The sequence below is a fragment of the Paenibacillus sp. S-38 genome (assembly GCF_049942825.1).
Classification (GTDB): domain Bacteria; phylum Bacillota; class Bacilli; order Paenibacillales; family NBRC-103111; genus Paenibacillus_G.
Map to the genome: position 1 here is coordinate 4,937,518 of NZ_CP187970.1, position 21,318 is coordinate 4,958,835.

The following is a 21,318-nucleotide window of genomic DNA, read 5'->3' on the forward strand; positions in this document are numbered from 1 at the left end:
GGCGCTTCACCGGCCGCTCCCTGGCTTGCCTTGCGGCTTCTCCAGCTCGAGCAGCCCCATCTCCAGGCAGGTCGCCACCGACAGCACCTTGTCAGCCGTCCCAAAGCGGATGTGAATCCGTTCCCCGGCCAGCTTCACAACCGTGCCGGAGCCGAATACGGGATGCAGCACATCCCGGCCTACGGCCAGCTCCGAAGCCGCGCGGACCGCGTTCGGATTCCTCCGGCGGGCAGGGGCAGCTGCCTTAGCACTAGCTGACGCCCTGCCGGTTCCCTCACTGCCGGAGGCCTGAGGCCTTCCGCCGGCCGCCCCACCTGCAGCCGCCTTCTTTCCGTGCTCCGGCCCGCCCGGGTTCAGGATGTTCCGGACATCCGTCACGAACGGGGATTCCTGTACCTTCTCCCCTTCCCGCGACTTGTAGGTGAGCAGCTCCAGATGCCGCTTCGCCCGCGTCATGCCGACATAGAAGAGCCGGACGGCTTCCTCCAGGGAGAGCGAGGCCTCTTCCGCCGTCACGCCCTGCTTGTCTTCCGACGACGGAATGATCCCGTCGACCAGATCGATCATATAGACGCGCTCGAATTCAAGCCCCTTGGCGCTGTGCAGGGTAGAGAAGGTGACGGCATTCTGTCCCTTCTTGTGCTTCGAGCTCTTGAGCACGCCTTCGAGATGCTTCAGCCGCGCGGCGAATTCCTCCATGGTGCCGAGCGTATCGGCGATCTCCTCCAGCGTACCCAGAATTCCGAAGAGATGCTCCTTGCGGAACCCGAGCCGCTCGCACAGCCTCTCCAGCGCCTTCTCGTAGCCGAGCTTGCCCCGGATATGCCGGATCGCTTCCTTTGGCGGCATCCCTTTCATCCGCCGGAAGTTGTCCCGGAGAAGCTCGATCGGCTTCACCTGATACTCCTTCAGGGGAACCTGCTTCAGCAGAGTATCGAAGACGGACTCCTGGCTGTTGATTCCGAGAAGCTGGGCCATCTGGCTTTTGGTGATATAGCCGGCGCACTTCGTATGAATCGTCTCAAGCAGATCGGCCCGTCTGTCGGTGAACGACATGCGCATGAAGTTCAGCACATCCTCCACCACCCAGTGGGAAAAGAACCGGTTGTCGGTATCCTTCATGAAAAAAGGGATTCCGGCCCGGTCGAACTCGTTGATCAGCGTGATGGAGGAGGAATTGTTGCGGTACAGCACCGCCGCTTCGCCAAGCTCCGGAAGGCCCCGGATCTCTTCCACCAGGTACTTCGCCTGGCTCTTGTAATCCGCGAAAGTGCGGATCTGAGGCGGGGCGCTGCGCGGATTGCGGGTGAACATGTTCTTCTCGTACCGGTTCTTGTTGCGCCGGATGAACCGGTTCGCAGCATCCACAATATCCCGGCTCGAGCGGTAATTCTGTTCCATGAACAGCGTGACGGCTGCAGGATAGGCCGCCTTGAAGTTCAGCAGATAGGAAGGGTCCGCCCCTCTCCAGCTGTAGATCGACTGGTCGTCGTCGGCGACCACGCACAGGTTCCCGTGCTCCCGCACCAGCTTCTCGATAATCGCATGCTGTACCAGCGACGTATCCTGGCTTTCGTCGGTGAGCACATAATCGTATCTTCGCTGATAGCGGCCCAGCAGCTCCCGGTCCCGCTCCAGAATCTCATTGCCGATCGTCAGCATGTCATCGAAGTCGACGAGCAGCCCCTTGCCGCTGCCGGCCCGCTTGTATTCCTCGTACGCGATCAGCACGCGGTGCGCCTGCGGCACATCGGTCTTCACCGACTCCCACTGCTCCGGCGGTATCATCTTATTCTTGACGAGCGAGATATAGGTTGTAAGCTCCTCCATCTGCTCGTCCGTGATGTTCTCTCCGGTGGTCGTCTTGTACAAGTGGCGCAGGATGAACTTCTTGTGCAGCGGAGGCTGATCCGCCGCCGGCTGGGCGCCGTCCCCTTCCGTCTCTTCCTCCAGGTCCACCTGCCCCTCGATCAGATGATACGGCGTTCTTGTCTTGTAAAAATGCTCCCTCAGCACCTGAAAGGCCAGGCTGTGGATCGTTGAAAATTTGACGGGCTCAAGGCCCGGAAAAAACCGCGCGAAGCGCTCCTTCATATCCGACGCCGAAGCCCGGCTGAAGGTGACCGCCTTGATTCTCGACGGTTCGACGCCCATCCGCTCGATGAGATAGCCGATGCGCATGATCATCGTCGTCGTCTTCCCGGAGCCGGGCGACGCCAGCAGGAGCAGCGGCCCTTCCGTCTGCCGGACGGCCTGCTTCTGCACCTCGCTTAAGGAAACGCCGAGCTCCTCTTTTTTGCTTGTAAAAAAATCGATCCGCTGCTGCATGCCTTGCGACCTCTCTTGCTTTACCTTAGGTATGTATGCACTTTCCCATTATAGCACTCTCCCCCCGAAACGTCAGTTCCCCTCTTGCGCCAGAAAAAGGAAGGAGCCGGCGCCCCCTCCCTTCGTTTCAGATCCTATGCTGCTTCAAGCTTTACGGAGCCGCCAGACATACAGCACCAGTGCCGCTCCTGCCGGAAACAGTGCGGGCCAGCCGAGGAACGGGTATAGGGCAAGAACCGCCGCCAGTGAGAGGAAAGCGCATCTTCGGCCCCAGCGGCTGTCCCGGAGCAGCCGCACACCGGCCATGCACCCGCCGATATAAGTGGCGATGAAGGCCGCATTCGGCAGCCCGATCAGCTCCGCAAGCGGCACGGCTCCGCTGTACAGCAGGAGCAGGGCGCCCATGCTGCCCGCCGCGATAAAGAGCAGGCCGCCGACCGGGGTGCCGTACCTCGGATGCAGGGCGCCGAGCCACTTGGGCGCAGCCCCTTCGCGGGCCAGCGCATAAGCGGTGCGCGATGCGGCACTCGAATACGCGTTATGGGCAGCGAAGCAGATGAACAAGGCGGCTGCGGCGACCGCCCAGCCTCCCGCTTCGCCCAGCGAGCGCTGGACCATCACGCTCAGCGATGCTGCGGAGGCATCCCCGCCGTAGCTGCCGGTCGCCACGGTCATGAACGCCACGGAGAAGTAGACAATCGCCACGATCCCAGCGCTCCAGAGAATGCCGCGCACCGCGTTCTTCCTTGGGTCGACGAACTCGCCCGACAGGTGGGTCACCGCTTCCCAGCCGATGAAGCACCAGAACATCAGCCCTGCCGCCTGTACGACGCTCAGCGGACCGTGCGGCATGAAAGGTGTCAGATGAGCCGTGTCGGCGTGCGGGATGGACACGGTGACCGCCAGAACGAGCACGGCCAGAATCAGCGCGACGACCACCATCTGCAGCCTGCCGGCGAGATGCAGGCCATAGACGTTCAGCAGCAGCGGCAGCAGCACGATCAAGGCTGCCGTCAGGTAGACCTGCTCCGCGTTCCAGTGCAGGAGCACCGCCAGATAACGGGCTCCGGTCACGGCCAGCACCGGCCCGCCGAAGGGGACCGAGAGCAGGAAGAACCAGCCGACGAGATGGCCGTAGGGAGCCCCAAAAGCCAGACGGACAAAGTGGGATACCCCGCCCGAGTTCGGATACCTGGCTGCCAGCCAGCCCATCGTTACGGCCATCGGCACCACGAGCACGGACATCGCGAGCCAGGCCAGGATGGAAGCGGGGCCCGCCAGCTCTGCGGCCAGGCCGGGGATCAGCAGGATGCCGGAGCCGATCACCGAGCCGATATACAGCGCCACGATCTGAGGCAGCCCCAGGCTCGGACGAAGACCCGCATGGCGAAGGGCAGCGGTCCGCTTCTCCCCCGGCCCGTCCGATTCCGGTGCCCTGCCTCCTTCCTGCTGTGTACAATCTGCCGCTGCCATAGGCTTTCGAGACCGCGGGAAGGCATCGGAGCCTGGCTGGCTTCCCGATCGTGTCAAAGCCTCCCGAACTGCACTTTTTCCTTTCATCCTTTCCTTCATCCCATCTTTCATGACATCTCCCCGTTTCTATAGGTGCTGCACCCGCCCATGGCCGGCCGGTTGCCTGACTCTTCCTCTGAAGCTTATACTGAAACTGACCCTGCAGTAAGGGTCAGTTTCAGTACAGATCTAAGGGTCAGAAAGCAGGTGAGCGGGATATTCGATCTCAGCCTGACGAATAAAGACAACCAGCCGCTGTACAGGCAGCTCTATGAGCAAATCCGCGAGGGCATCCGGGACGGCCGGATTGCAGCCGGTACGCGCCTTCCCTCCCTCCGTTCCCTGAGAGGGCAGCTCAATATCTCCAAGGTTACGGTCGAGACCGCCTATGGGATGCTCGTCGCCGAGGGTTACGCCGTAAGCCGGCCGCGCTCCGGCCTGTACGCCGTAAGCCCTCAGGGCATCGCTCCGTACAGCGCTGCGGTGCAGCAGGCCGGCCGGAATGCGGCCCCTGCTCCGCCTGCGGCGGAACCGCGGGACGCCCGGATCGACTTCCGGCCCTCGGCCGTCGATCCGCACAGCTTCCCGCTGCGCACCTGGCGAAGCCTGCTGCATCAGGCGGCGGACCGCGCCGCCGGGCAGATCGGCCGCTACGGCGACCCGCAGGGCGAAGAGGGCCTGCGCTGCGTGCTGGCCGATTACCTTCGGACCTCCCGCGGCGTGGTGTGCCGGCCGGAGCAGATCGTCATCGGCTCCGGCATCTCTTACAGCATGGGCATCCTGGCCAAGCTGTTCACCGGCGGAGCGCCCCTCGCCGCAGAGGACCCCGGCTACGCTCCGGTTCGCGAGCAGTGGCGGCACTGCGGGTTTGAGGTCCTCTCCTGGCCGGTCGGCAGGCGGGGATGGTCAGTGGATGAACTGGAGGCAGCCGCTGCGCAGGCCGTCTATATCACCCCATCCCACCATTTTCCAACCGGGGCCGTCATGCCATATGCCGAGCGTGAGCGGCTTCTCGGCTGGGCGCGTTCCCGGAGTGCGTATGTCATCGAGGACGATTACGACGGGGAGTTCCGCTATGAAGGCAAACCCCTGCCCTCGCTGCAGAGCCTCGACCGTGACGGCAGGGTCATCTATATCGGCACCTTCTCCAAGGTGTTCACGCCGGCCCTGCGGATGAATTACATGGTTCTGCCGGAGGCGCTCGCCCAGGCTGCCCGCAGCAGGCCGCATCTGCTTCATGCCCCTTCCCGCATCGAGCAGTGGGCGATGCATGCGCTTATCGCCGAGGGCTACTGGTACCGGCATATCCGGAGGATGCGCAGGCTGTACCGACGCAAACACGGGGAGCTGGTGCACGGCATCCGCTCCCTCTGGGAGGGGAGGCGGGTGGAGATCACCGGCCACAGCGCCGGTCTTCATCTCGAGATCACGGTTCATACCCGGCTGGCGGGGAGCCGCCTGCTGGAGCTGGCTGCGGCGCACGGTGTGCTCGTATATGATCTGCAGGAGTGTTGGACCCGGCCCGTTCCTATGGGACCTCCCCGTCTCTATCTCGGCTTCGGAGGCCTCACCGAAACGCAGATCCGCCAGGGACTAAAGCGGCTGGAGCAGGCCTGGGCGAACGTCTGGGACTAACGACGCGTGACCCCTATGGTAGGGCCTGCCCTTCCTACGCATCCATAGAAAAGCGGCCCTGCTGTCCCGAAGGACGGCAGGGCCGCTGTCTTGTTACTTGCGCAGATTATGCTGGTCCGTGAGCTTGTTCTGCTCATCCGGCTTGCGGTTCTTCTCCGGTTCCTGATCTTGTCTGCCGTCCGCCGAAGCGGTGCGCTCGACGAATGCTCTCATGTCGGAAGCACTGCCGTCCTTGCGGACAAGCTCGTTCTTCGATCCGGCCGTCATCTCCAGACACCTCCCGGTTATAGGACATGCTTTTGATTACCCGGTAGACTCCTGTTCTAAACGCCGAACGCTGTTCATTTGAAGGAATCATAAGGGATAATGAACTCCGGCATGCCCTCGGCATACGCCGTGTACTCGTACTGCTGGAAGTAGATCACGACGCCTTCATGTGTCAGGAAGTAATCCCGGCCCGGCTCCACCGTCTCGAACGGAGTAAGCAGATACAGCCCGCTGCCTGCGATCTGCTTCCGGATCTCCCGGTTGATGATGCCGACATAATCTCCGCTGCCCCCAGCCGTTTCCTGCAGCGACATGGACTCGCCGGTCTTGAGATCAAACGTATAACCCTGCCGCACCGTTGAGCCGTGAGCCCCTCCGCCGTAAAAGTAATAATCCGAATACAGGCTCAGCCGGCCGTTCTCATTATAAGTTACGACGTAGGAGGCACTGTAGGCGGACGGCGGGATCTCGAGCTCCGGGTTGTCCGTCTTGAGCTCGCTGTTCCACTGATCCGCTTCCTTCAGCTGCCTGATCCCTTCGGCGATCCGGGCTTCATTCTCTTTTTTCAGCGTGTCATTGATCTTCTGCTGCACCGCCGCATCCGCGTAGCCCTCGATCTGCGGGTACTGCGCATCCACCAGCGGATGGCCGCCGTCCGTGGTCACGGTAACGATCCTCAGGGGGTTCTCCTGTATCGTCTCGACTCCGATGGTCCGGGACGCCTCGTCATAAGAGACGCCGTACCCAAGGCGTTCGAGCAGGAAGCGCAGCGGCACATACAGGGAGCCGTCCTGGAGAATCGGATACTCTCCATACAGCCGGTTCACGTTCAGCGTATAGACCCCGGTGTCCGGATAGACCTTCAGCGTTCGTCCGCGGCCTGTGACCGAAGCGGCTCTCTCCTGCCCGTCCCATTCGATCGCGAGGCCAAGGTGCTCCGTCAGCGCCCGCAGTCCGATGTATGTGCTGCCCTCCGAATAAATGACGGGGATCCTGGCGGATTTGCCGTCCACAGTGACAGGCTGCTCCCTGATGGTGTAGCTTGCTCCTGATTCGTAAGTTTCGGCCGAAACGACTGCAGGACTCAGGCTTGTCCCTGCGGCAAGTACGGCTGCCAGAGCCAGCGAGAGCACGGTCTTCCGTACTTGGTTTCGTGCCATGATGTTCGTGTTGGTCAATTGGGCTGCATCCCTTTCAGAAAGCTCTTTCGAATCGGTGATCCCCCTCATTATATTCCGGATTGGGCCATTTGAATATCAGAATATGAGCAGTGCAAAAAGGTCCCGGCTCGGGACCGGGACCTTGATTCTATCGAGAGGCTGCACCTGTTTGACTAATCAGTTCGCCTGTGCTGCATACTCGCCCTGCGGTTGAGGCATCAGAATGCGTTCAATGCGCTCCTGCATCGTGCCGACCTGGGCTTCCTGGCAGTAGCCGTGACAGATCTGGATTCTGCCGGACTCCAGCTTCATGTTGCGGACCGGATGGCCCAGCATGCTTTTGTGAATCGTCTTCACATTCCCGGTCGGCAGCTTGAGGATCGAGAACACCTGATTGTCGATCAACGGCGTATGCTGTTTGAACAGAAAGCCGACCTTATTCTCCTGCAAAACCCCAACGACCTCAAATAAAATACCCATCATCATGTCTCCCCTTACTGTGTATGCTTTCCGCTTCGTATACACATAGAATAGCATTGTTGACGAAATCCCCGTATGACGGTTCTCACAGGCTGCACAAAAATTGTCATTCAACCTGAGCAGAGCATGGAACCAAGGGCCTGGCTCCGTCGTCTAGTATGCATCCTGAATCATGGAGTGAAACGATGCCAACCTTCCCGGGGCGCTCCCGCCATGTCCTGTCCGTCTGGAGGCTGATCAACACGGGCATGGTGCTGCTCCTTGCCTCCTGCAGTCCGCTCGGCCGTCCATCGGCCGATCCGCCGGCCTCCCTCTCGTCTGCGGCTTCTTCTGCCGCCGCGCCGGCTGAACCGGCATCGTTACCGACGGCAGTACAATCTGCCGAAGCAGCTCATCATGCTGCTGCGCCTGTGGATTCTACCGCCGATGCGCCCGCTGCCGAAACTCCTTCTTCCTCTCCTCCCGGAGCATCCGAGCGGGAGCAGAAGATTTCTCCCCCGCTGGCCCATCCGGAGCCCCCCTCCCCACCGCCCGTACTGCAGCGCCCTTATGGAGAGCTGCCGCATACGTTGGTGAGCGGAACGGCCTCCTTCCTTCCCCAAGGGGAAGCGAAGTTCGAGGTCCCCGTCGTCTGCGTCCAGGCGAATTACGGCGCTGACCCTGAAGGGGTCACCCTGTGTCCCCCGGAGCCGCTGACATGCAAGGACTATCGGCTTACTGTGCGCGAAGCACGCGGGATGGCCATGTATTGGATGAGCACCGGCTATGGCGGCGGCATCTCCCTGCTCGCTCCCGCGGATTGGTCCGTCTTCGAAGCGGTGATGGGAGCGAACGGATCGGTCGGCTTCAGCGTTCAGCACCCCAAGGATCCGAAGCAGATGATCGTCTACAGCGACAGCGGAGGCTGCCAAGGCTGTGTCGTTCCGAATATCGCGACCTTTTTCCCGGAGATGGCGAAATGGGCGGAGGAACAGGGCTACATCCTGGAAGGGCCCTCCCGCGAGTTTGCGAGGCGCATCCCCATCAGCCTGGATCTTGTGAGCTATTCGCTCAAGGACCGTGAACCGCGGTACGAGACTCACGGTGTGGCAACCAAGGAGAACAACCTCTTCCGTCTGTTGGAGATTACAGTCAAACCCGGATCGCGCCGCTTTGCGACGGCCTCCCTCAACTTCTTTGCTGACACCGAGAGGCAGAGAATTCCCCAAACCTTGTCACAATGAAAGGAAATCATCTCCACCCCGCTTAAAAATCAGCTTTTCTTATGATATGATATTTTCACCACACCATAGATATAGAGAAGACTTACATGGATAGGATAAATGCCACTAGGTTAGGAGGGCTTCTATGCTGCAGGATGCAATCATGAACAAGGTACGCCAGGAATCGAATGAAGATTTGAAGCTTCCTCTGGAACAGCTGGATCGTCTTGCGGAGTTCCGCCCGCTCGTCATTCAGAACCCCAAAGAGCCCGCCTACGCGCTGTTCCAGGCTCCCCCCGAATCATTGACCGCGCCGGTTCTGAAGGACGGCGCCCGTAAGGTGGTCGACTGCTCCCGCTTGCGCCCCATCGGCAAACTCGAGACGGATCTGATGCTCGAGATGTACCTCCACCGGATTTATACCCTGTATGCTTTTGCTTTCATGTTCACCTATGAGGACAAAGGACTGATTCTGCTGTGGTCGCAGCAGCTTGAGCAGCCGCCGACCTTCAACCGCACGCAGACGAACAAGCTGCTTGAAGAAGCGCTTGGTCCCGAAGGCGACAGCTCTTATTTCACCTTATCCCGCATCTTCCATCCCGCCCAGCTCATCGAACTGAGCTATGAGAACCAGACGATCTCCACCGCGGTGGGCGGCCATTCGTTCGTGATGATCATTCCCGTGGAGAAAAAATGGACGCTCTCCCTGCGCCGGTCCAAAAAGGTGCCCGATGACGACTTCGACATCCTCCGGCGCAAGCTCGCCCAGTATAAGGAAGAAGCGATTCTCCTGCAGAACTACTTCCAGCGGAACGGCCTGTGGTCCGAGAAGGCCTCATTGTAGGGCTGGCGTGGAGGTAGCGGACATCGACACCTTCGAATATTCGCCCGATAAGCCATACACGAAAAATGGGATGCTCTCCGGATGATGCAAGAGGGGCATCCCTTTTTGGGGTGATTTTATTAAGCTGCCGAGCAGTACAGTTATAATATATGGTGAATTTTGTTAGGTGGGCAGATGCAAATAAACCTAGACCGAATACCGTTACGATTGGTGTTATTACTTCATGATCTTCTTGCGATGTGGCTGGTAACCATTGATATGGTACAGTTTATTCAAATTAAGCTATCGAAAACTCTCATTAAAGCAGAGTTATAACACAAGCCGATGCTAAAATAAAGGGATCTGGTAATATGACAAAAGTCTATAATGATCTGAACCGTATGGAGCGGAAGCTTCAGAAAATTTCAATAATCTCTCTCGGATTACAATACGGTCCACTATTCGGATATACGCTAAACAAGGACATGTTTTATATCTGGCTGCTGCTCACCTTTGTTGGGAGCATATCGTTACTAGTCAAGCTATGGTGGATTAGACCGGAGCTTAGAGCCAAAATTCTTGTTTATGAGCTTACTCTGACTACGGCATTCATCGTATGGTTTTTCTCAGAAGCAATTCATGTACCTATTATCATTAAACAACTGGTGTTTTTTTTGGTTATTGTTGTGTTAGGTCACTGGTACTTTAAGTTGCTGTATGAGGGTAAACTGTCAAAGCCTTCTAACGAGTAACGATAGCGCAATGACCAGGGAGCAGATCGCCGCGTGGCTGCTGCTCTCTTCTTCATTTTAACGTTAAAGTAAGTCCCATTGAAAGAAGTTTTTGACATTGTACCCATTTTTGCTACTCAAGACTCAAGACCTACCCACCAAATCACTCTAGAATTCAATGGATATGTTGCATAATCAACATTGAGGTGCGGAGAAGAGGGATTTAAATCGACCATAAGATTCCAGCTGCTCTCAGACGCCATACGAAGGAAAAGCACGATAAATTACTTAGTCGGAGGAATCACTTTGTGAGAAAGCTATCATTCTTTATTGCCATTATTGGGTTAGGTGCCATGTTGTCCGCTTGTTCTGCCATTTCATCCACCGCGGATCAAGCGGTTGCAGGCGTTACGTCTGACGAGAGCAAAAAAATCGAGAAATACAATGCGTACGTTGGGCTCAATAACTTGATGACGGGCCGAATCAATGAGGTTATGGATCATTATTTCGAGAAGTTCGGAGTTGATCAACAGCCTGTAATCGAGAAGAACCTCAGCTTTATCATGATCGGCGTTGCTGCAGCTGAGCGGGAAGTTATTGATAAGGCGAACGGCTATACCGCAAGCCAACCTGCTTTTGCGAACGCGGATCCTGTAGTGATTCAACTGACACCCGTCATCAAAGATCTGTTGTCCGTCCTGGACGATATGAAAGCCTACTATGATAGCAAAGGCTACGTGGATGATGATTTCGCAAAAGGAAAACAGCTGCATACCAAGCTGGTAAGCGCCAATCTCGCTTATGGGACTGTCGCCAAAGAATACTTCACCGCTATGCAAAAATTGGGTAACGAGCAGCGTCAGGCTGAACTGCAAAAACTCAAGGATGCAGACCAGCAGATCAGGTATAATGCCCTGAAATTCATGATAGATGCTGAGGCTACGGCCATTGAAATGGATGAGCAGGGAATCACCGCCGGCAATGTGCTGCAGCTTGATATGACGAAGTTTAAAGCCAAATACGACATGATGACTGAAGATTTGAATGCGCTCGTGACCATCGCAAAAGACAAGAAACGAATACAAACCGAAGGGGTTAACAGCTTCAGCATCGAGAACTATATTCATTCAGCTACTGAGGCAAAAGCAGCCGCTTCGAAAATCATTGAACGCATCAATAAGAAGCAGCCTGTATCTGATTCTGACCTGAACGGCCAGTTCCTGAACACTACGGATGGTACACCTGAGAATTTCTATTATCTGCTAAGCAAGGCAGTCCAAAGATATAATGAAATGAATTAAGCGTATCTGACGATTTAGGCTTCGGAATACGGAGTCCCGCTGACGAGCAAGCCTTATCCGCGTTCCCATCGCGGACAAGGCTTGTTGTGTTTTGGGAAGTAAGAAAAAACGCTCTCAGCCAACCAATCGTTCAAAGCGGCGATGTCGAGCTCGCGAAGGCGTGTCTAGCCGGCAATCGCACCTGCCGATGATCCGTTCACGAGCACCGGGATCATGCTCCGGGCACGATCGGTGAATTGCTTGACCACGGCCTCTGAACCGCGAACAACCGGCGCATTTGCGACTGGTGCGAACTCAGGATCGTTTCCCTTTTTTTCGCTGGGGCCCCGCCGTTTCTGAAGGCGATTCGGCGCCCTAAAATCGGCGACGAGCGCGGCTCGCAAGCTGTACCGCTGCGGCTTCGTTGCGTCCAATACTGAGAGCGATCTCCGGGAAAGACAAGGCGAATATATCGTGGAGAATGAACCCAACGGGGCCGTCGATTTATATGTGGAGGCTCTGGATGCTGAGGTCACTTCTATGCTTCGATTCTCAGACATGCCGAAAAAACCGGAAGCTTCACTGCCGCCATACAGGCAAAGGATGATCAGGCCACCATAGACTAAGGCCATTTTCCCGCTCAGATCTCAAAAAGCGGCCTGCTCACGGCACGCGATACCTGAAAGAGGAGATGACGTTGCTCGACGGTTAAGCTATAATTCAGAAGAATCTATGGTCCACGGAACCCGTGGACCCTTTGCCATTGGATATCAGGAGGTCGACAACGATGGCTCCTTTCGCAGATCGTGTCAAGTTAGCGCCAGGATTCTGGACTGGTTTACGTGAATTAGGAATAGCTACTCAGGACGTAGTGCGTCATGCCCAGCTGCCGCTAACCGTCATCCATGAAACGTTCGTCTTGAGCGCGCATTACTACGCGATCTGGCAAGCCTATTCCGAGCTGGTCGGAGACCCTGCCGCGGGAATCGTCAAGCTCGTGACCGCCTTCGAGACCGCACAATACCCGCCGGCTGCCTTGGCGACCTTCCATGCTCTCGACTACCGGAACGCTCTCCATCGAATGGCGCGCTATAAGCGCATGTGCCCTCCGGAAGGCTTGCGCATTCGAGAAGCAGGCGGGCAGTGCGTCATTGAACTGGATTGGCAGTATGCCGATCAACCCAGACCTCCGGTGCTCATCGGCATTACGCTTGCTTACCTGCTGGAGCTCGGTCGCCGGGGAACCGGCCGTCATCTGACAGCCCTCTCCGCAGAGTTCGTCCCCTCCATGGGCCATGTCCCAGCCCTTGAAAGTTACTTCGGCTGTCGCGTTCGGACAGGAGCGGACTGCAATCGGCAAACATTGAATCGCGCCGACCTGGACCGTCCCTTCGCTTCGTACAACGAAGAGCTGCTCGATTCTGTCGCGATGCTTGACGCGAGGGCGAGTCGACATTCCAACCATAGCCGGCGAACTGGGGATGAGTGATCGTACCTTGCAGCGCCGGTTGATGAACGAAGGCACAAGCTTTAAGCAGTTGTTAACGCAAACTAGGCGCGAACAGGCCCTCGCTTACTTGGCAGACCCGTCGCTGGAGATCAAAGAGGTAGCTTTTCTCGTCGGCTACGAGGATCAGAATTCGTTCTATCGCGCTTTCCGCTCCTGGGAAGGGGAGACTCCCGCCAGTTGGCGCCTCGCGCAAGAGCGTTGTCGTTAAGCGCTAGTTACTGATTAGGCGAAACGCAGTATCATTATCCCTATCCTAAATATAAGGAGTGCAGACAGACGGATATGGGATTGAAGAATAAGACGGCATTAGTAACGGGATCAACCAGAGGCATCGGCAAAGCGATCGCCATCGAGCTGGCCAGAGAAGGAGTTCACGTTCTAATAAATGGCCGGAACAACGAAAACGTAGAGAGAACGGTCGCTGAGATCGAAGCGTCCTTCCCGGAGACGAAACCTCGTAACGCAACCGCCAATCTCGTCGATACACGGCAAAGAGAGGCTTTACTCGCGAAGTTCCCCCACGTCGACATTCTCGTCAACAGCATGGGCATCTATAAGATCATGTCCTATGAGAACGTGGACGATACCGTATGGGAGGAGTATTTCCGCACGAATGTTCTCGCCGCCAACGGCTTAACCAAGTTTTATTTGCCATCCATGCTAAGCCGCGAATACGGCCGAATTCTCTTTATCGCGAGCGAGGAAGCCGTCATGCCTTCGGGACAGATGCCTCATTACGCCGTGACCAAATCTATGCTGCTGTCGTTGTCAAAGAGTTTGTCCAAGCTGACTCGCGGCACCGAGGTTACCGTGAACACGATCCTGCCAGGACCGACACTCACTGAAAACGTACAGCAGATCATCGAGAGCATTGATTCGAACGAAGAAATCACCTTCGAGGCTAAAGAGAAAGATTTTATGACGAAGAACCTGCCTCAATCCGAAATCGAACGGTTGATCAGACCTGCGGAAATCGGCCGCTTGGCTGCCTTCGTCTGCAGCCCGATGGCCTCCGCCTTCAAAGGCTCTCCGATCCGCATGGACGGAGGAATGGTACCGACAATATGGTAATTTTATGTAATGTCAAATAGTAGTTGAACGATCCTGCAGCAGTTTTCCTCGGCAGATGCTCTAGCCCGGTGCCCCAGCTATGGGGCTCATTGTCATGCCCTTGCCCAGCTCCCCTGTGTTCCTGTGCCCGGCTCTACTTACGTTCAAGATGTTCCATCACATGGGCCCCGAGGTTCCATTGAGCGAAGTACATCTCTTCACCGGCCCAGTAAAGGGCCACCGGACGGGCTTCCACAATCGCCTCACGCCCGGTTCCATCCAATCGGATCCGTTCGATGGGAAGAGAGCCATGATGACCTGTGGAGCCTGCAGCGAAATAAATCCAGCCCTCCCGGTAGGAGAGCCTTCCGAGGGGATTTTTGTCCTGTTGGAGCACCGCCATGTCGACGGAACCGTCCAGACTGATTTTGCGCAAATCCGTGTTCTCCCGCACATAATAGATCCAATCCTCCGCGATGATAAACTCGGTGACACCCTCATGCATCTTCCTGGCATCCGAGCCGTCGGGATTCATGGAGTACAGCGTTTCCTCTCCGGATGTTCCCTTTATATAGTAAATCCTGTCATGGTATACATACAGGTTCTTGACCTCCCCATCCGCGGCCAGCTGGTGTTCCCCCGTTCCGTCTTTCTTCATCCGGTAGATTCCGGACGGCGAAGCATAGCCGTTTGCTTGACCTTCCGGATTCGGAGCCCATTTCGTGAAGTACAGCCAATCCCCATCCGACCAGAGCTCCGCCGCCCGCGAGTCCGACAATACCGTCCGTTCCGTCCCGTTCTTGCGGAGTTTGACGATGCCGCCGGACTTACCGTCTGCAATATAATACAGCCAATCTCCGGCCACATTGATATGCACAGCGTTATCATCCGACAGCTTCATCAGGTTTTCGCCGTCTAACGTTGTCCTCACTAGACTGTGCGGCCCCTCCGAATCCCGGACAGGATTCTGGTAGATCCACTCGTCATCGACAGCGAGCTGGCCGCCGTTCGATAAGTTCAGCGCAGCCTGCTGCTGCTTAGCGGTGTCCGCTCCTATGCAGGACTGAATGCTGTAGCCGTGCACGTCCTCCCAGTCCGACTGCCAGCCGAATTCCTCCTTCGTAAACCTCCAGGTCATCGGAAAGTAAGTGATATTGCGGTACAGCAGAACTGGATACGGCTCATTCAAGGCATCGATCTCCTTCCCGTTAACAGTGACGGGAAAGGGTACCCTTATGGCGCCTTCTGCGGCACCGCTGTTCTGAACCTCCGCCAATAAAGTCTGCGGAACCGGACCGCAGGTCCCCTTAACCTTGTCCAGAGACAAACCCTTCTCCGTATCCCAGCTGACACTTAAGCCAAGAGCGGAAGTATAATTCCAGGTCATCGGAAAATAAGTGACTCCCTTGTGCAGTAGGAGGGGATAGACGCTGTGCACCCCATCCAGCGCCGTTTTATTCACGGTAACCGGAAAGGGAGGATAAGTGGCTTCCACAGCCTCTGCGGAGGCATTTGCAGCAGGGCTAAGGAGAAGAAGGCAGGCAGCAGCCGCTGCGGCCGTCCAGGTTGGGAGATGACGAATCATGAGCAGGACTCCTTTTTGTTTGTCTTGCCTTCTTAACGCAAATAACAAAGAGGATGTTCCACCTGAATTATCCGGTGAAGCCAAAATGGTAGGATCCTATGCAATAAAGCAGACGGACCGGAGCCCCTCTGCTTTCTCACCAGCTATTCGAATAACATGCCCCGCGCTTACTGCTCGCGCTTCGGCGCCAGCTCGATTGCCTGTCTCAGAGCTTCCTTCAAGCTCATCTCATCGGCAATCCCTTTGCCCGCGATATCAAATGCCGTTCCGTGATCGACGCTCGTGCGGATGATCGGCAGACCGACCGTGATGTTCACGCCGGCTTCCAGCCCGAGCACCTTGATCGGACCGTGGCCCTGGTCATGATACATCGCCACGACGATATCGAAATCGCCGCGGGTCGCCCGGAAGAACAGCGTGTCGGCAGGCAGCGGCCCCACAGCCTGAATGCCTTCCTCCTGCGCCCGCTTTACCGCAGGAACGACCTTCTCTTCCTCTTCGCCGTACCCGAAGAGACCGTTCTCCCCCGCATGCGGGTTGATGCCGCAGACGGCTATCTTCGGAGCCGCATAGCCGGCTTTCTGCAGCGTCTCATGCGCCATCCGGAGGACCTTGTATACCCGTTCGGGCTCGATCATCCGCACCGCGTCGATAATGCCTACGTGAGTCGTCACATGGATGACCTTAAGCTTCGGTGCGGACAGCATCATGGCAAAATCCTGCGTCCCGGTCAGGTCAGCCAAAATCTCGGTATGTCCCGGATAGATGTGGCCGCCCTTGTGCAGCGCCTCTTTGTTCAGCGGAGCCGTACAGATCGCGTCAATCTCCCCCGCATTCGCCAGCTCAATCGCCTTCTTGAGATAGCTGAAGGCCGCATGCCCGGCTTCCGCCGACACCTGTCCGATCGGCAAATCCGCCGGAACCAGGTTCAGGTCCAGGCAGTCCACTGTGCCGGCCTCGAATCCGGCTTCTGCTGTTGAAGCGATGCTGCGCACCCGCAGTCCCGTGTTGACGAAGCCGTCGGCACGCTCAAGAATCTTGGCATCCCCGATCACGAAGGGTCTGCACACGGTGTATACCTGCGCGTCTTTCAGCGACTTCAAAATAATCTCGGGGCCGACGCCGGCGGCATCCCCCATCGTAATTCCGATGATCGGTCTATTCATGGAATCCCTCTCCTTTAAGTGCAGTTTTGGCATGCGACAGGCTGAGCTCGCTGCCGAAGGCTCCGGCTTTGGTGACGACCGGGAGCGGGGTATCGCCGACCAGCCGGCCCAGCGGAATCCCAGGCTCCACCTCGCGGAGCAGTTGAATGCCCGACACCCCCAGGTGCCGGCAGACCGCCTTGGCGGTATCCCCGCCGGTCAGGATCACACCCTGCAGGGCCGTCTCCTGCATCAGTCCCGAGGCCACGCGGCCGAGAAGGTGTGCAATCCGGTTGGATACCTCGGTGGAACCATAGCCTCTCTTCGCGCCAGCCTCCTTGGACAACCGGACATCCTCCGGCGAGGAGCTCGCATAGAGCGAAGCATCCCTGCCGGAAGACAAGGCTGAGAGCAGCTCCGAACGGCAGCGTTCGATCTCCTCCAGCTCCCCCGCCTCCGATCCGATGCCCTTGACCGTGTTGAATTCCACGGCGGTTACGCCAGGGTCCCGATTATAGGCGGCCACCTGGGCCCGGGTGACGCTCGAGATGCTGCCGGCCACCAGCAGAACGGGGCTGTCTGAAGCAGGCAGAGCTGCGGCGCTGCCTGAGCGGACCGGCAGCGCCAGAGCCTCCGGCAGATAATCCGCAAGGCCGGCCGAGCCCGCCCACAGGATCCGGTGCGGGGATGCAGCCAGCCAACGTGCGATCTTCTCCAGATCTTCCTCGGCCGCCGCATCGAAGATCAGCAGCTCAGCGCCTTCCCCGAGCCTGGAGCGGACCGCCGCGGCCAGCGCCTCTTCCCCAGCTTGAATCGTGTCAAGCCCAATCAGGGCGGCCCTGCGCTTCGATTGCGACGAGAACAGCTTCACGAGGTCGGATTCCCGCACCGGGCATTTGGGATCGTTCGCAATCTCGGTCTGGTGAACCGGTATCCCGTTCAGGCAGTGCACGCCGTGCTGCGTCGTTCTTCCGATGCGCGGAAAAGCGGGCGCGACGACGGCGAAATCAAAAGGCATCTCGTCCAGCACGCCGTCCAGCTCGGTGCCAAGATTGCCTCTCAGCGTCGAATCCATCTTCTTGTACACATGCCGGAAGCCCGAGCGGCGGACCTCCGCCGCCGCTTCCTTGGCGCGGTTATAGGCATCCTCCCGGGGAACGGAGCGGCTGTCCGTGTCGATCACGACCGCTTCCCCCCCGCTGCCTTCGCCGGAGAAGCGCTTCAGGTCGAAGATCACCTGGGTATGAAGCCCTTTCCTGGCGAACTGCACGCCCGAATCGGAAGCCCCGGTCAAATCATCCGCGATAATGGCAATATGTTTCATCATCGGTATTCTCCTCTCCCCGTCTCTCATTGCCGGATGGGCACCTTACAATCCTGCGGCAGCACAAGGTCCCGGAATAAGACATCCGGGAGCCTACGGCCTGATACCTCAGTCTATCTGACTCTTGACTCCGATCAATCTGGCATACCAGGCGGTTACGATTGGAACAAGGATCGCCGTCACGATGACGCAGGAGGCCACGAGCGCCGTGGCCGATGGCACGAGAGGCGCATAGGCCGCATTGGCGGCCGCTACGGCAGCAGGCACACCGGCGGCGTTGCCGGCCGTGGAAGCCGCGGAGATGCCGGCGATCCCGTTGCCGCCGATGAGGCGGTCCGTGAGGATCAAGGTGATGCCGGTGACGGCAACGACTCCCACGCCGAGAAGAACGCCCAGGAAGCCGGCCTTCCATACAGCCTGCAGGTTCAGGCCGGCTCCCAGCGCGAAGGCGAAGAATGGAACGAGAACCGGTACGGCCTTACCGAGGAACTCACGCATGTCCTTATCGAGGTTGCCGAGGATCATCCCGACGACCAGCGGAAGAATCGCACCGACGAAGGTCTGCCACGGGAACGCGGCAAGACGGCAATCCCGAGGCTCAGCATTGTGAAGAAGGGACCCGACTCCAGGCTCATGACCGAGTAAGCACCCACATCCTCCTTTTTGCCGAACTGGCCCATCAGGGCCATATACAGACCGCCGTTCGTATCGTTCATCGCCGCGACGATCGCAAGAACCGACAGCCCGGCGAAGAAGCCTTCACTGATCATCCCGTTGCCGAGGAACTGCCCGGCGATAAAACCGACGATGACGCCTGTGACGATCTTGGTGGCGAGCAGGGTGCCGCCTTTTTTGAGAATATACGGCGTAGCCTTGAAATTGATCGTAGCTCCCATGCAGACATAGAAAACGGCGAGAATCGGCAGAGAGCCGGTCATCAGGGCGCCGGTGAAGGAGCCGAACGTTTTGCCCAAAGTCGGGAACAGCGTTGTAATGATAGCCCCCAGAAGAAGCGGTACGATCATCATGCCACCCGGAACTTTTTCGATGGACGCTTTGATTCTCATGATGTTTCCTCCTAGTTGTTTGTAGTTTCCATTGCGATCGAATAACTGTTGTATTTTGCATCATGCATTCTGTGCCATTCGCTTACAAGGTCATTATAGTCCACCGAAAAACACGGTTTCAACGCCAATTACGTTTTATTTTGCAACACTTCTTTCAACTTCCTCCACAGCGTGGACCGGTTAATACCGAGCCTCTTGGCCGCCTTGGACTGGTTCATCTCTTCCTCGCGGAGCACCTCCAGCAGGATTCTCCGCTCGATCTCATCCCAGGTTCCGGACAAATTCAGCTGCACCGTTTGGCTCTCCGCCTCCATCCGAAGCGTCTCGCGCACCTTCCGCCAACCCTCTTTGGCTTCCGCCGCCCCTACATAGGGTCCCTTGGAAGCGGCAAGCATATGCTCCAGAACCATCTTCAGCTGGCGCACATTGCCGGGCCACAGGATCTGCTGCAGCTCCTCCTCCACTACATCCGGGCGGATGCCTGCGATCTGTTTGCCATAGCGGGAGTTATGTGCCGCGATCACCACCCGGGCGATGTCTTCAATATCCTCCAGCCGCTCCCGCAGCGGCGGCAGATGCAGGATGGAATCCTGGAAGGCACGGGCCAGCTCCGGTTCGATCTCCCCCTTCTTCAGCAGGGACTTCACGGGCTGCAGGGACGTGCCCACAAGGCGGACCCCGCCCTTCCCCTGAAGATACTCAGCGAGCCTCAGCTGCAGGGGAGAGCCGGTCTGCTCGATCTGCATCAGGCCCACCGTGCCGGCCGCTTCGGTATGCAGCAGACCCGCGTAGGATTCACTGCCGAACAAGAGGGACTCCAGCTCCCCGCCGCTTAAGGAGCCGCAGGGAAGCATGAACAGACCTTCGGCACCGGAGCGGCTCGCCGAATGGATCGCCTGCACGAAGAGCCCTTTGCCTGTCCCCGCTTCTCCCTCGATCCAGACGGGCCTGTCCGAACGGGAGAGCGCCCTGGCCCGGGAGACCGCCCCCCGGATCTCGCCGCTTCCCCCGATGATCTGGGCGAAGGTGGCGATGCGTTCGGTCACTTCATAGCCCGCGAAAGCCGGATTGGTTGCGCTCTCTCCGAGGGGAACCATATAGACAAAATAACGGCAGTCCATCGCATTCACGGGATCCGCAGGAGCCACTTCGATATTCAGTCCCCGCCGCTGGAACCGTCTGGACGGGCCGGCGGCCGTTCCCTCCACTCCAGGTACAGGCTCCCCGATATACCTGGCCCACAAGGGGTCGATTCCCCGCAGGTTCATGCCGCGGATGACGCCGGGATCATAGCCGAGCAGCAGGGCCGCGGCTTTGTTGGCGTAGAGGATGGTTCCCTTCCCGTCGACGGCCAGCACGCCGGCGTGGTGCCGCTCCAGCAGCTGGCTATAGAGCCGCTCGTTCGCCTGCGCCCGGTTCACAACGCTGTACATCCGCCTGACCTCCGCCAGCGCCTCCAGGACCGACTCTCGGCCGGAGGTAATCAGGATGCCGTTATAGCCCATGGCCTCGGCCGCCTGCACGGTGACCACGTCCCCGAGCACAAGCTGCACTCCGTCCCCGAAGGCCTGGCGGAGCGCCTCTTCCACCTCTCCGGCGCTTTGGATAGGGTAGCTTGAGATGTCAAAATCGAGCAGGCCCGATACCTCGGCCACCCCCCGGCAAATATTCGGAAAGCCGATGATCGCCACCTTGCTGTTGGCGCCGCGGACCAGGGTAAGCACACGCAGAATGTCGTATCCCGAGACAGGGACGTCGACGACCGGAGTGGAGACATGCTTACGGATCAGGGATGAAGTGCCGCCCCGGCTGAGAATGACGTCGTACGAACGGCTTCTCGACGCTTGGACTATGGGAAGGGCATTCTGCAGATCCGCAACATGAACTTCCAGCTCCAGCCTGGCATCCTCATGTGCCTCCGCTTCAAGCAGTTCTTTCAACCCCGGATATGGGGCAATTGCCAACACTTTTATCTTCATATGATCTCCTTCAAACTTACCCGGTATGAATTGATGCATTTTCCATCATCTGCTACAGGTATTATACACCATGTGCCTTAGAAGACATGATGCCGTCTTCTAATAACCTATTCCCTCTGGCGCTGCATTAACGAAATTTATCCCCTCATGCCACAAATGAACACCTCCTGGTTCCTGCTCACGGATGGCTATAATCAAGGAGTGACGAAGGCCATTGCCTGGTTCATCGGCTTCTTTCCT

General features: G+C 57.9%; 14 protein-coding genes and 2 pseudogenes. 6 read left to right on the forward strand and 10 right to left on the reverse strand.

Translation table 11 applies throughout. From position 1 onward, the window contains the following. Window positions 1-6: 6 nt before the first annotated feature. A complete protein-coding gene (locus ACP26L_RS21630) occupies window positions 7-2,328 on the reverse strand; it encodes an ATP-dependent helicase (RefSeq protein ID WP_426446258.1) in 2,322 nt (773 codons plus the stop codon). A 144-nt stretch (window positions 2,329-2,472) separates the two neighbouring features. Continuing rightward, window positions 2,473-3,888: an APC family permease gene (locus tag ACP26L_RS21635; protein WP_426446259.1), complete on the reverse strand. Its 1,416-nt coding sequence runs from the start codon at window positions 3,886-3,888 to the stop codon at window positions 2,473-2,475. Between the two features lie 159 nt (window positions 3,889-4,047). Between ACP26L_RS21635 and ACP26L_RS21640 the strand changes: the two genes are divergently transcribed. After that, complete coding sequence (locus ACP26L_RS21640; RefSeq protein ID WP_426446260.1) at window positions 4,048-5,475, forward strand: PLP-dependent aminotransferase family protein; 1,428 nt, start codon at window positions 4,048-4,050, stop codon at window positions 5,473-5,475. A gap of 93 nt (window positions 5,476-5,568) precedes the next feature. On the opposite strand, the gene ACP26L_RS21645 is transcribed toward ACP26L_RS21640, so the two are convergent. The 3 genes from ACP26L_RS21645 to ACP26L_RS21655 form a co-directional block, all read right to left on the reverse strand. Continuing rightward, on the reverse strand, window positions 5,569-5,742 hold the full coding sequence (locus ACP26L_RS21645) for a hypothetical protein (RefSeq protein ID WP_426446261.1): 174 nt from the start codon (window positions 5,740-5,742) through the stop codon (window positions 5,569-5,571). A 74-nt stretch (window positions 5,743-5,816) separates the two neighbouring features. Next, on the reverse strand, window positions 5,817-6,902 hold the full coding sequence (locus ACP26L_RS21650; RefSeq protein WP_426446262.1) for a stalk domain-containing protein: 1,086 nt from the start codon (window positions 6,900-6,902) through the stop codon (window positions 5,817-5,819). A 177-nt stretch (window positions 6,903-7,079) separates the two neighbouring features. Beyond that, a complete protein-coding gene (locus ACP26L_RS21655; protein WP_426446263.1) occupies window positions 7,080-7,388 on the reverse strand; it encodes a hypothetical protein in 309 nt (102 codons plus the stop codon). A gap of 179 nt (window positions 7,389-7,567) precedes the next feature. Between ACP26L_RS21655 and ACP26L_RS21660 the strand changes: the two genes are divergently transcribed. The 5 genes and pseudogenes from ACP26L_RS21660 (at window position 7,568) to ACP26L_RS21680 (ending at window position 13,999) form a co-directional block, all read left to right on the forward strand. Continuing rightward, window positions 7,568-8,605 (forward strand): DUF4850 domain-containing protein, encoded by a 1,038-nt coding sequence (locus tag ACP26L_RS21660; protein WP_426446265.1) that lies wholly within the window; start codon window positions 7,568-7,570, stop codon window positions 8,603-8,605. A gap of 124 nt (window positions 8,606-8,729) precedes the next feature. Further along, window positions 8,730-9,428: a hypothetical protein gene (locus ACP26L_RS21665; RefSeq protein WP_426446267.1), complete on the forward strand. Its 699-nt coding sequence runs from the start codon at window positions 8,730-8,732 to the stop codon at window positions 9,426-9,428. Window positions 9,429-10,446: 1,018 nt separating this feature from the next. Beyond that, window positions 10,447-11,439, forward strand: a complete 993-nt coding sequence (locus ACP26L_RS21670) for a YiiG family protein (protein ID WP_426446268.1) — start codon at window positions 10,447-10,449, stop codon at window positions 11,437-11,439. A 766-nt stretch (window positions 11,440-12,205) separates the two neighbouring features. Then, a pseudogene (locus ACP26L_RS21675) lies at window positions 12,206-13,136 on the forward strand (helix-turn-helix domain-containing protein). A gap of 74 nt (window positions 13,137-13,210) precedes the next feature. Then, window positions 13,211-13,999, forward strand: coding sequence for an SDR family NAD(P)-dependent oxidoreductase (locus ACP26L_RS21680; protein ID WP_426446270.1), 789 nt, complete (start codon window positions 13,211-13,213; stop codon window positions 13,997-13,999). A gap of 133 nt (window positions 14,000-14,132) precedes the next feature. Here the strand turns inward: ACP26L_RS21680 and ACP26L_RS21685 are convergent, their stop codons facing one another. From ACP26L_RS21685 to ACP26L_RS21705, 5 genes and pseudogenes are all read right to left on the reverse strand, one after another. Further along, window positions 14,133-15,563, reverse strand: a complete 1,431-nt coding sequence (locus tag ACP26L_RS21685; protein WP_426446271.1) for a DUF5050 domain-containing protein — start codon at window positions 15,561-15,563, stop codon at window positions 14,133-14,135. Between the two features lie 167 nt (window positions 15,564-15,730). Beyond that, entirely contained in the window at window positions 15,731-16,729 is a 999-nt protein-coding gene (gene pdxA / locus ACP26L_RS21690; protein ID WP_426446273.1) for a 4-hydroxythreonine-4-phosphate dehydrogenase PdxA, read from the reverse strand. Beyond that, window positions 16,722-18,035, reverse strand: coding sequence for a four-carbon acid sugar kinase family protein (locus ACP26L_RS21695; RefSeq protein ID WP_426446275.1), 1,314 nt, complete (start codon window positions 18,033-18,035; stop codon window positions 16,722-16,724). The genes pdxA and ACP26L_RS21695 overlap by 8 nt, the downstream gene beginning before the upstream one ends. Before the next feature lie 105 nt (window positions 18,036-18,140). Further along, a pseudogene (locus ACP26L_RS21700) lies at window positions 18,141-19,099 on the reverse strand (2-keto-3-deoxygluconate permease). A 128-nt stretch (window positions 19,100-19,227) separates the two neighbouring features. Continuing rightward, on the reverse strand, window positions 19,228-21,039 hold the full coding sequence (locus ACP26L_RS21705) for a PrpR N-terminal domain-containing protein (RefSeq protein WP_426446277.1): 1,812 nt from the start codon (window positions 21,037-21,039) through the stop codon (window positions 19,228-19,230). Between the last annotated feature and the right edge of the window lie 279 nt (window positions 21,040-21,318).

What these genes read in the sequence shown, in the direction of transcription:
- ACP26L_RS21630 (WP_426446258.1), bottom strand. Translation starts at nt 2,328, where the DNA reads ATGCAGCAGCGGATCGATTTTTTTACAAGCAAAAAAGAGGAGCTCGGC.
- ACP26L_RS21635 (WP_426446259.1), bottom strand. Translation starts at nt 3,888, where the DNA reads ATGAAAGGAAAAAGTGCAGTTCGGGAGGCTTTGACACGATCGGGAAGC.
- ACP26L_RS21645 (WP_426446261.1), bottom strand. Translation starts at nt 5,742, where the DNA reads ATGACGGCCGGATCGAAGAACGAGCTTGTCCGCAAGGACGGCAGTGCT.
- ACP26L_RS21650 (WP_426446262.1), bottom strand. Translation starts at nt 6,902, where the DNA reads ATGGCACGAAACCAAGTACGGAAGACCGTGCTCTCGCTGGCTCTGGCA.
- ACP26L_RS21655 (WP_426446263.1), bottom strand. Translation starts at nt 7,388, where the DNA reads ATGATGATGGGTATTTTATTTGAGGTCGTTGGGGTTTTGCAGGAGAAT.
- ACP26L_RS21660 (WP_426446265.1), top strand. Translation starts at nt 7,568, where the DNA reads ATGCCAACCTTCCCGGGGCGCTCCCGCCATGTCCTGTCCGTCTGGAGG.
- ACP26L_RS21665 (WP_426446267.1), top strand. Translation starts at nt 8,730, where the DNA reads ATGCTGCAGGATGCAATCATGAACAAGGTACGCCAGGAATCGAATGAA.
- ACP26L_RS21680 (WP_426446270.1), top strand. Translation starts at nt 13,211, where the DNA reads ATGGGATTGAAGAATAAGACGGCATTAGTAACGGGATCAACCAGAGGC.
- ACP26L_RS21685 (WP_426446271.1), bottom strand. Translation starts at nt 15,563, where the DNA reads ATGATTCGTCATCTCCCAACCTGGACGGCCGCAGCGGCTGCTGCCTGC.
- pdxA (WP_426446273.1), bottom strand. Translation starts at nt 16,729, where the DNA reads ATGAATAGACCGATCATCGGAATTACGATGGGGGATGCCGCCGGCGTC.
- ACP26L_RS21695 (WP_426446275.1), bottom strand. Translation starts at nt 18,035, where the DNA reads ATGATGAAACATATTGCCATTATCGCGGATGATTTGACCGGGGCTTCC.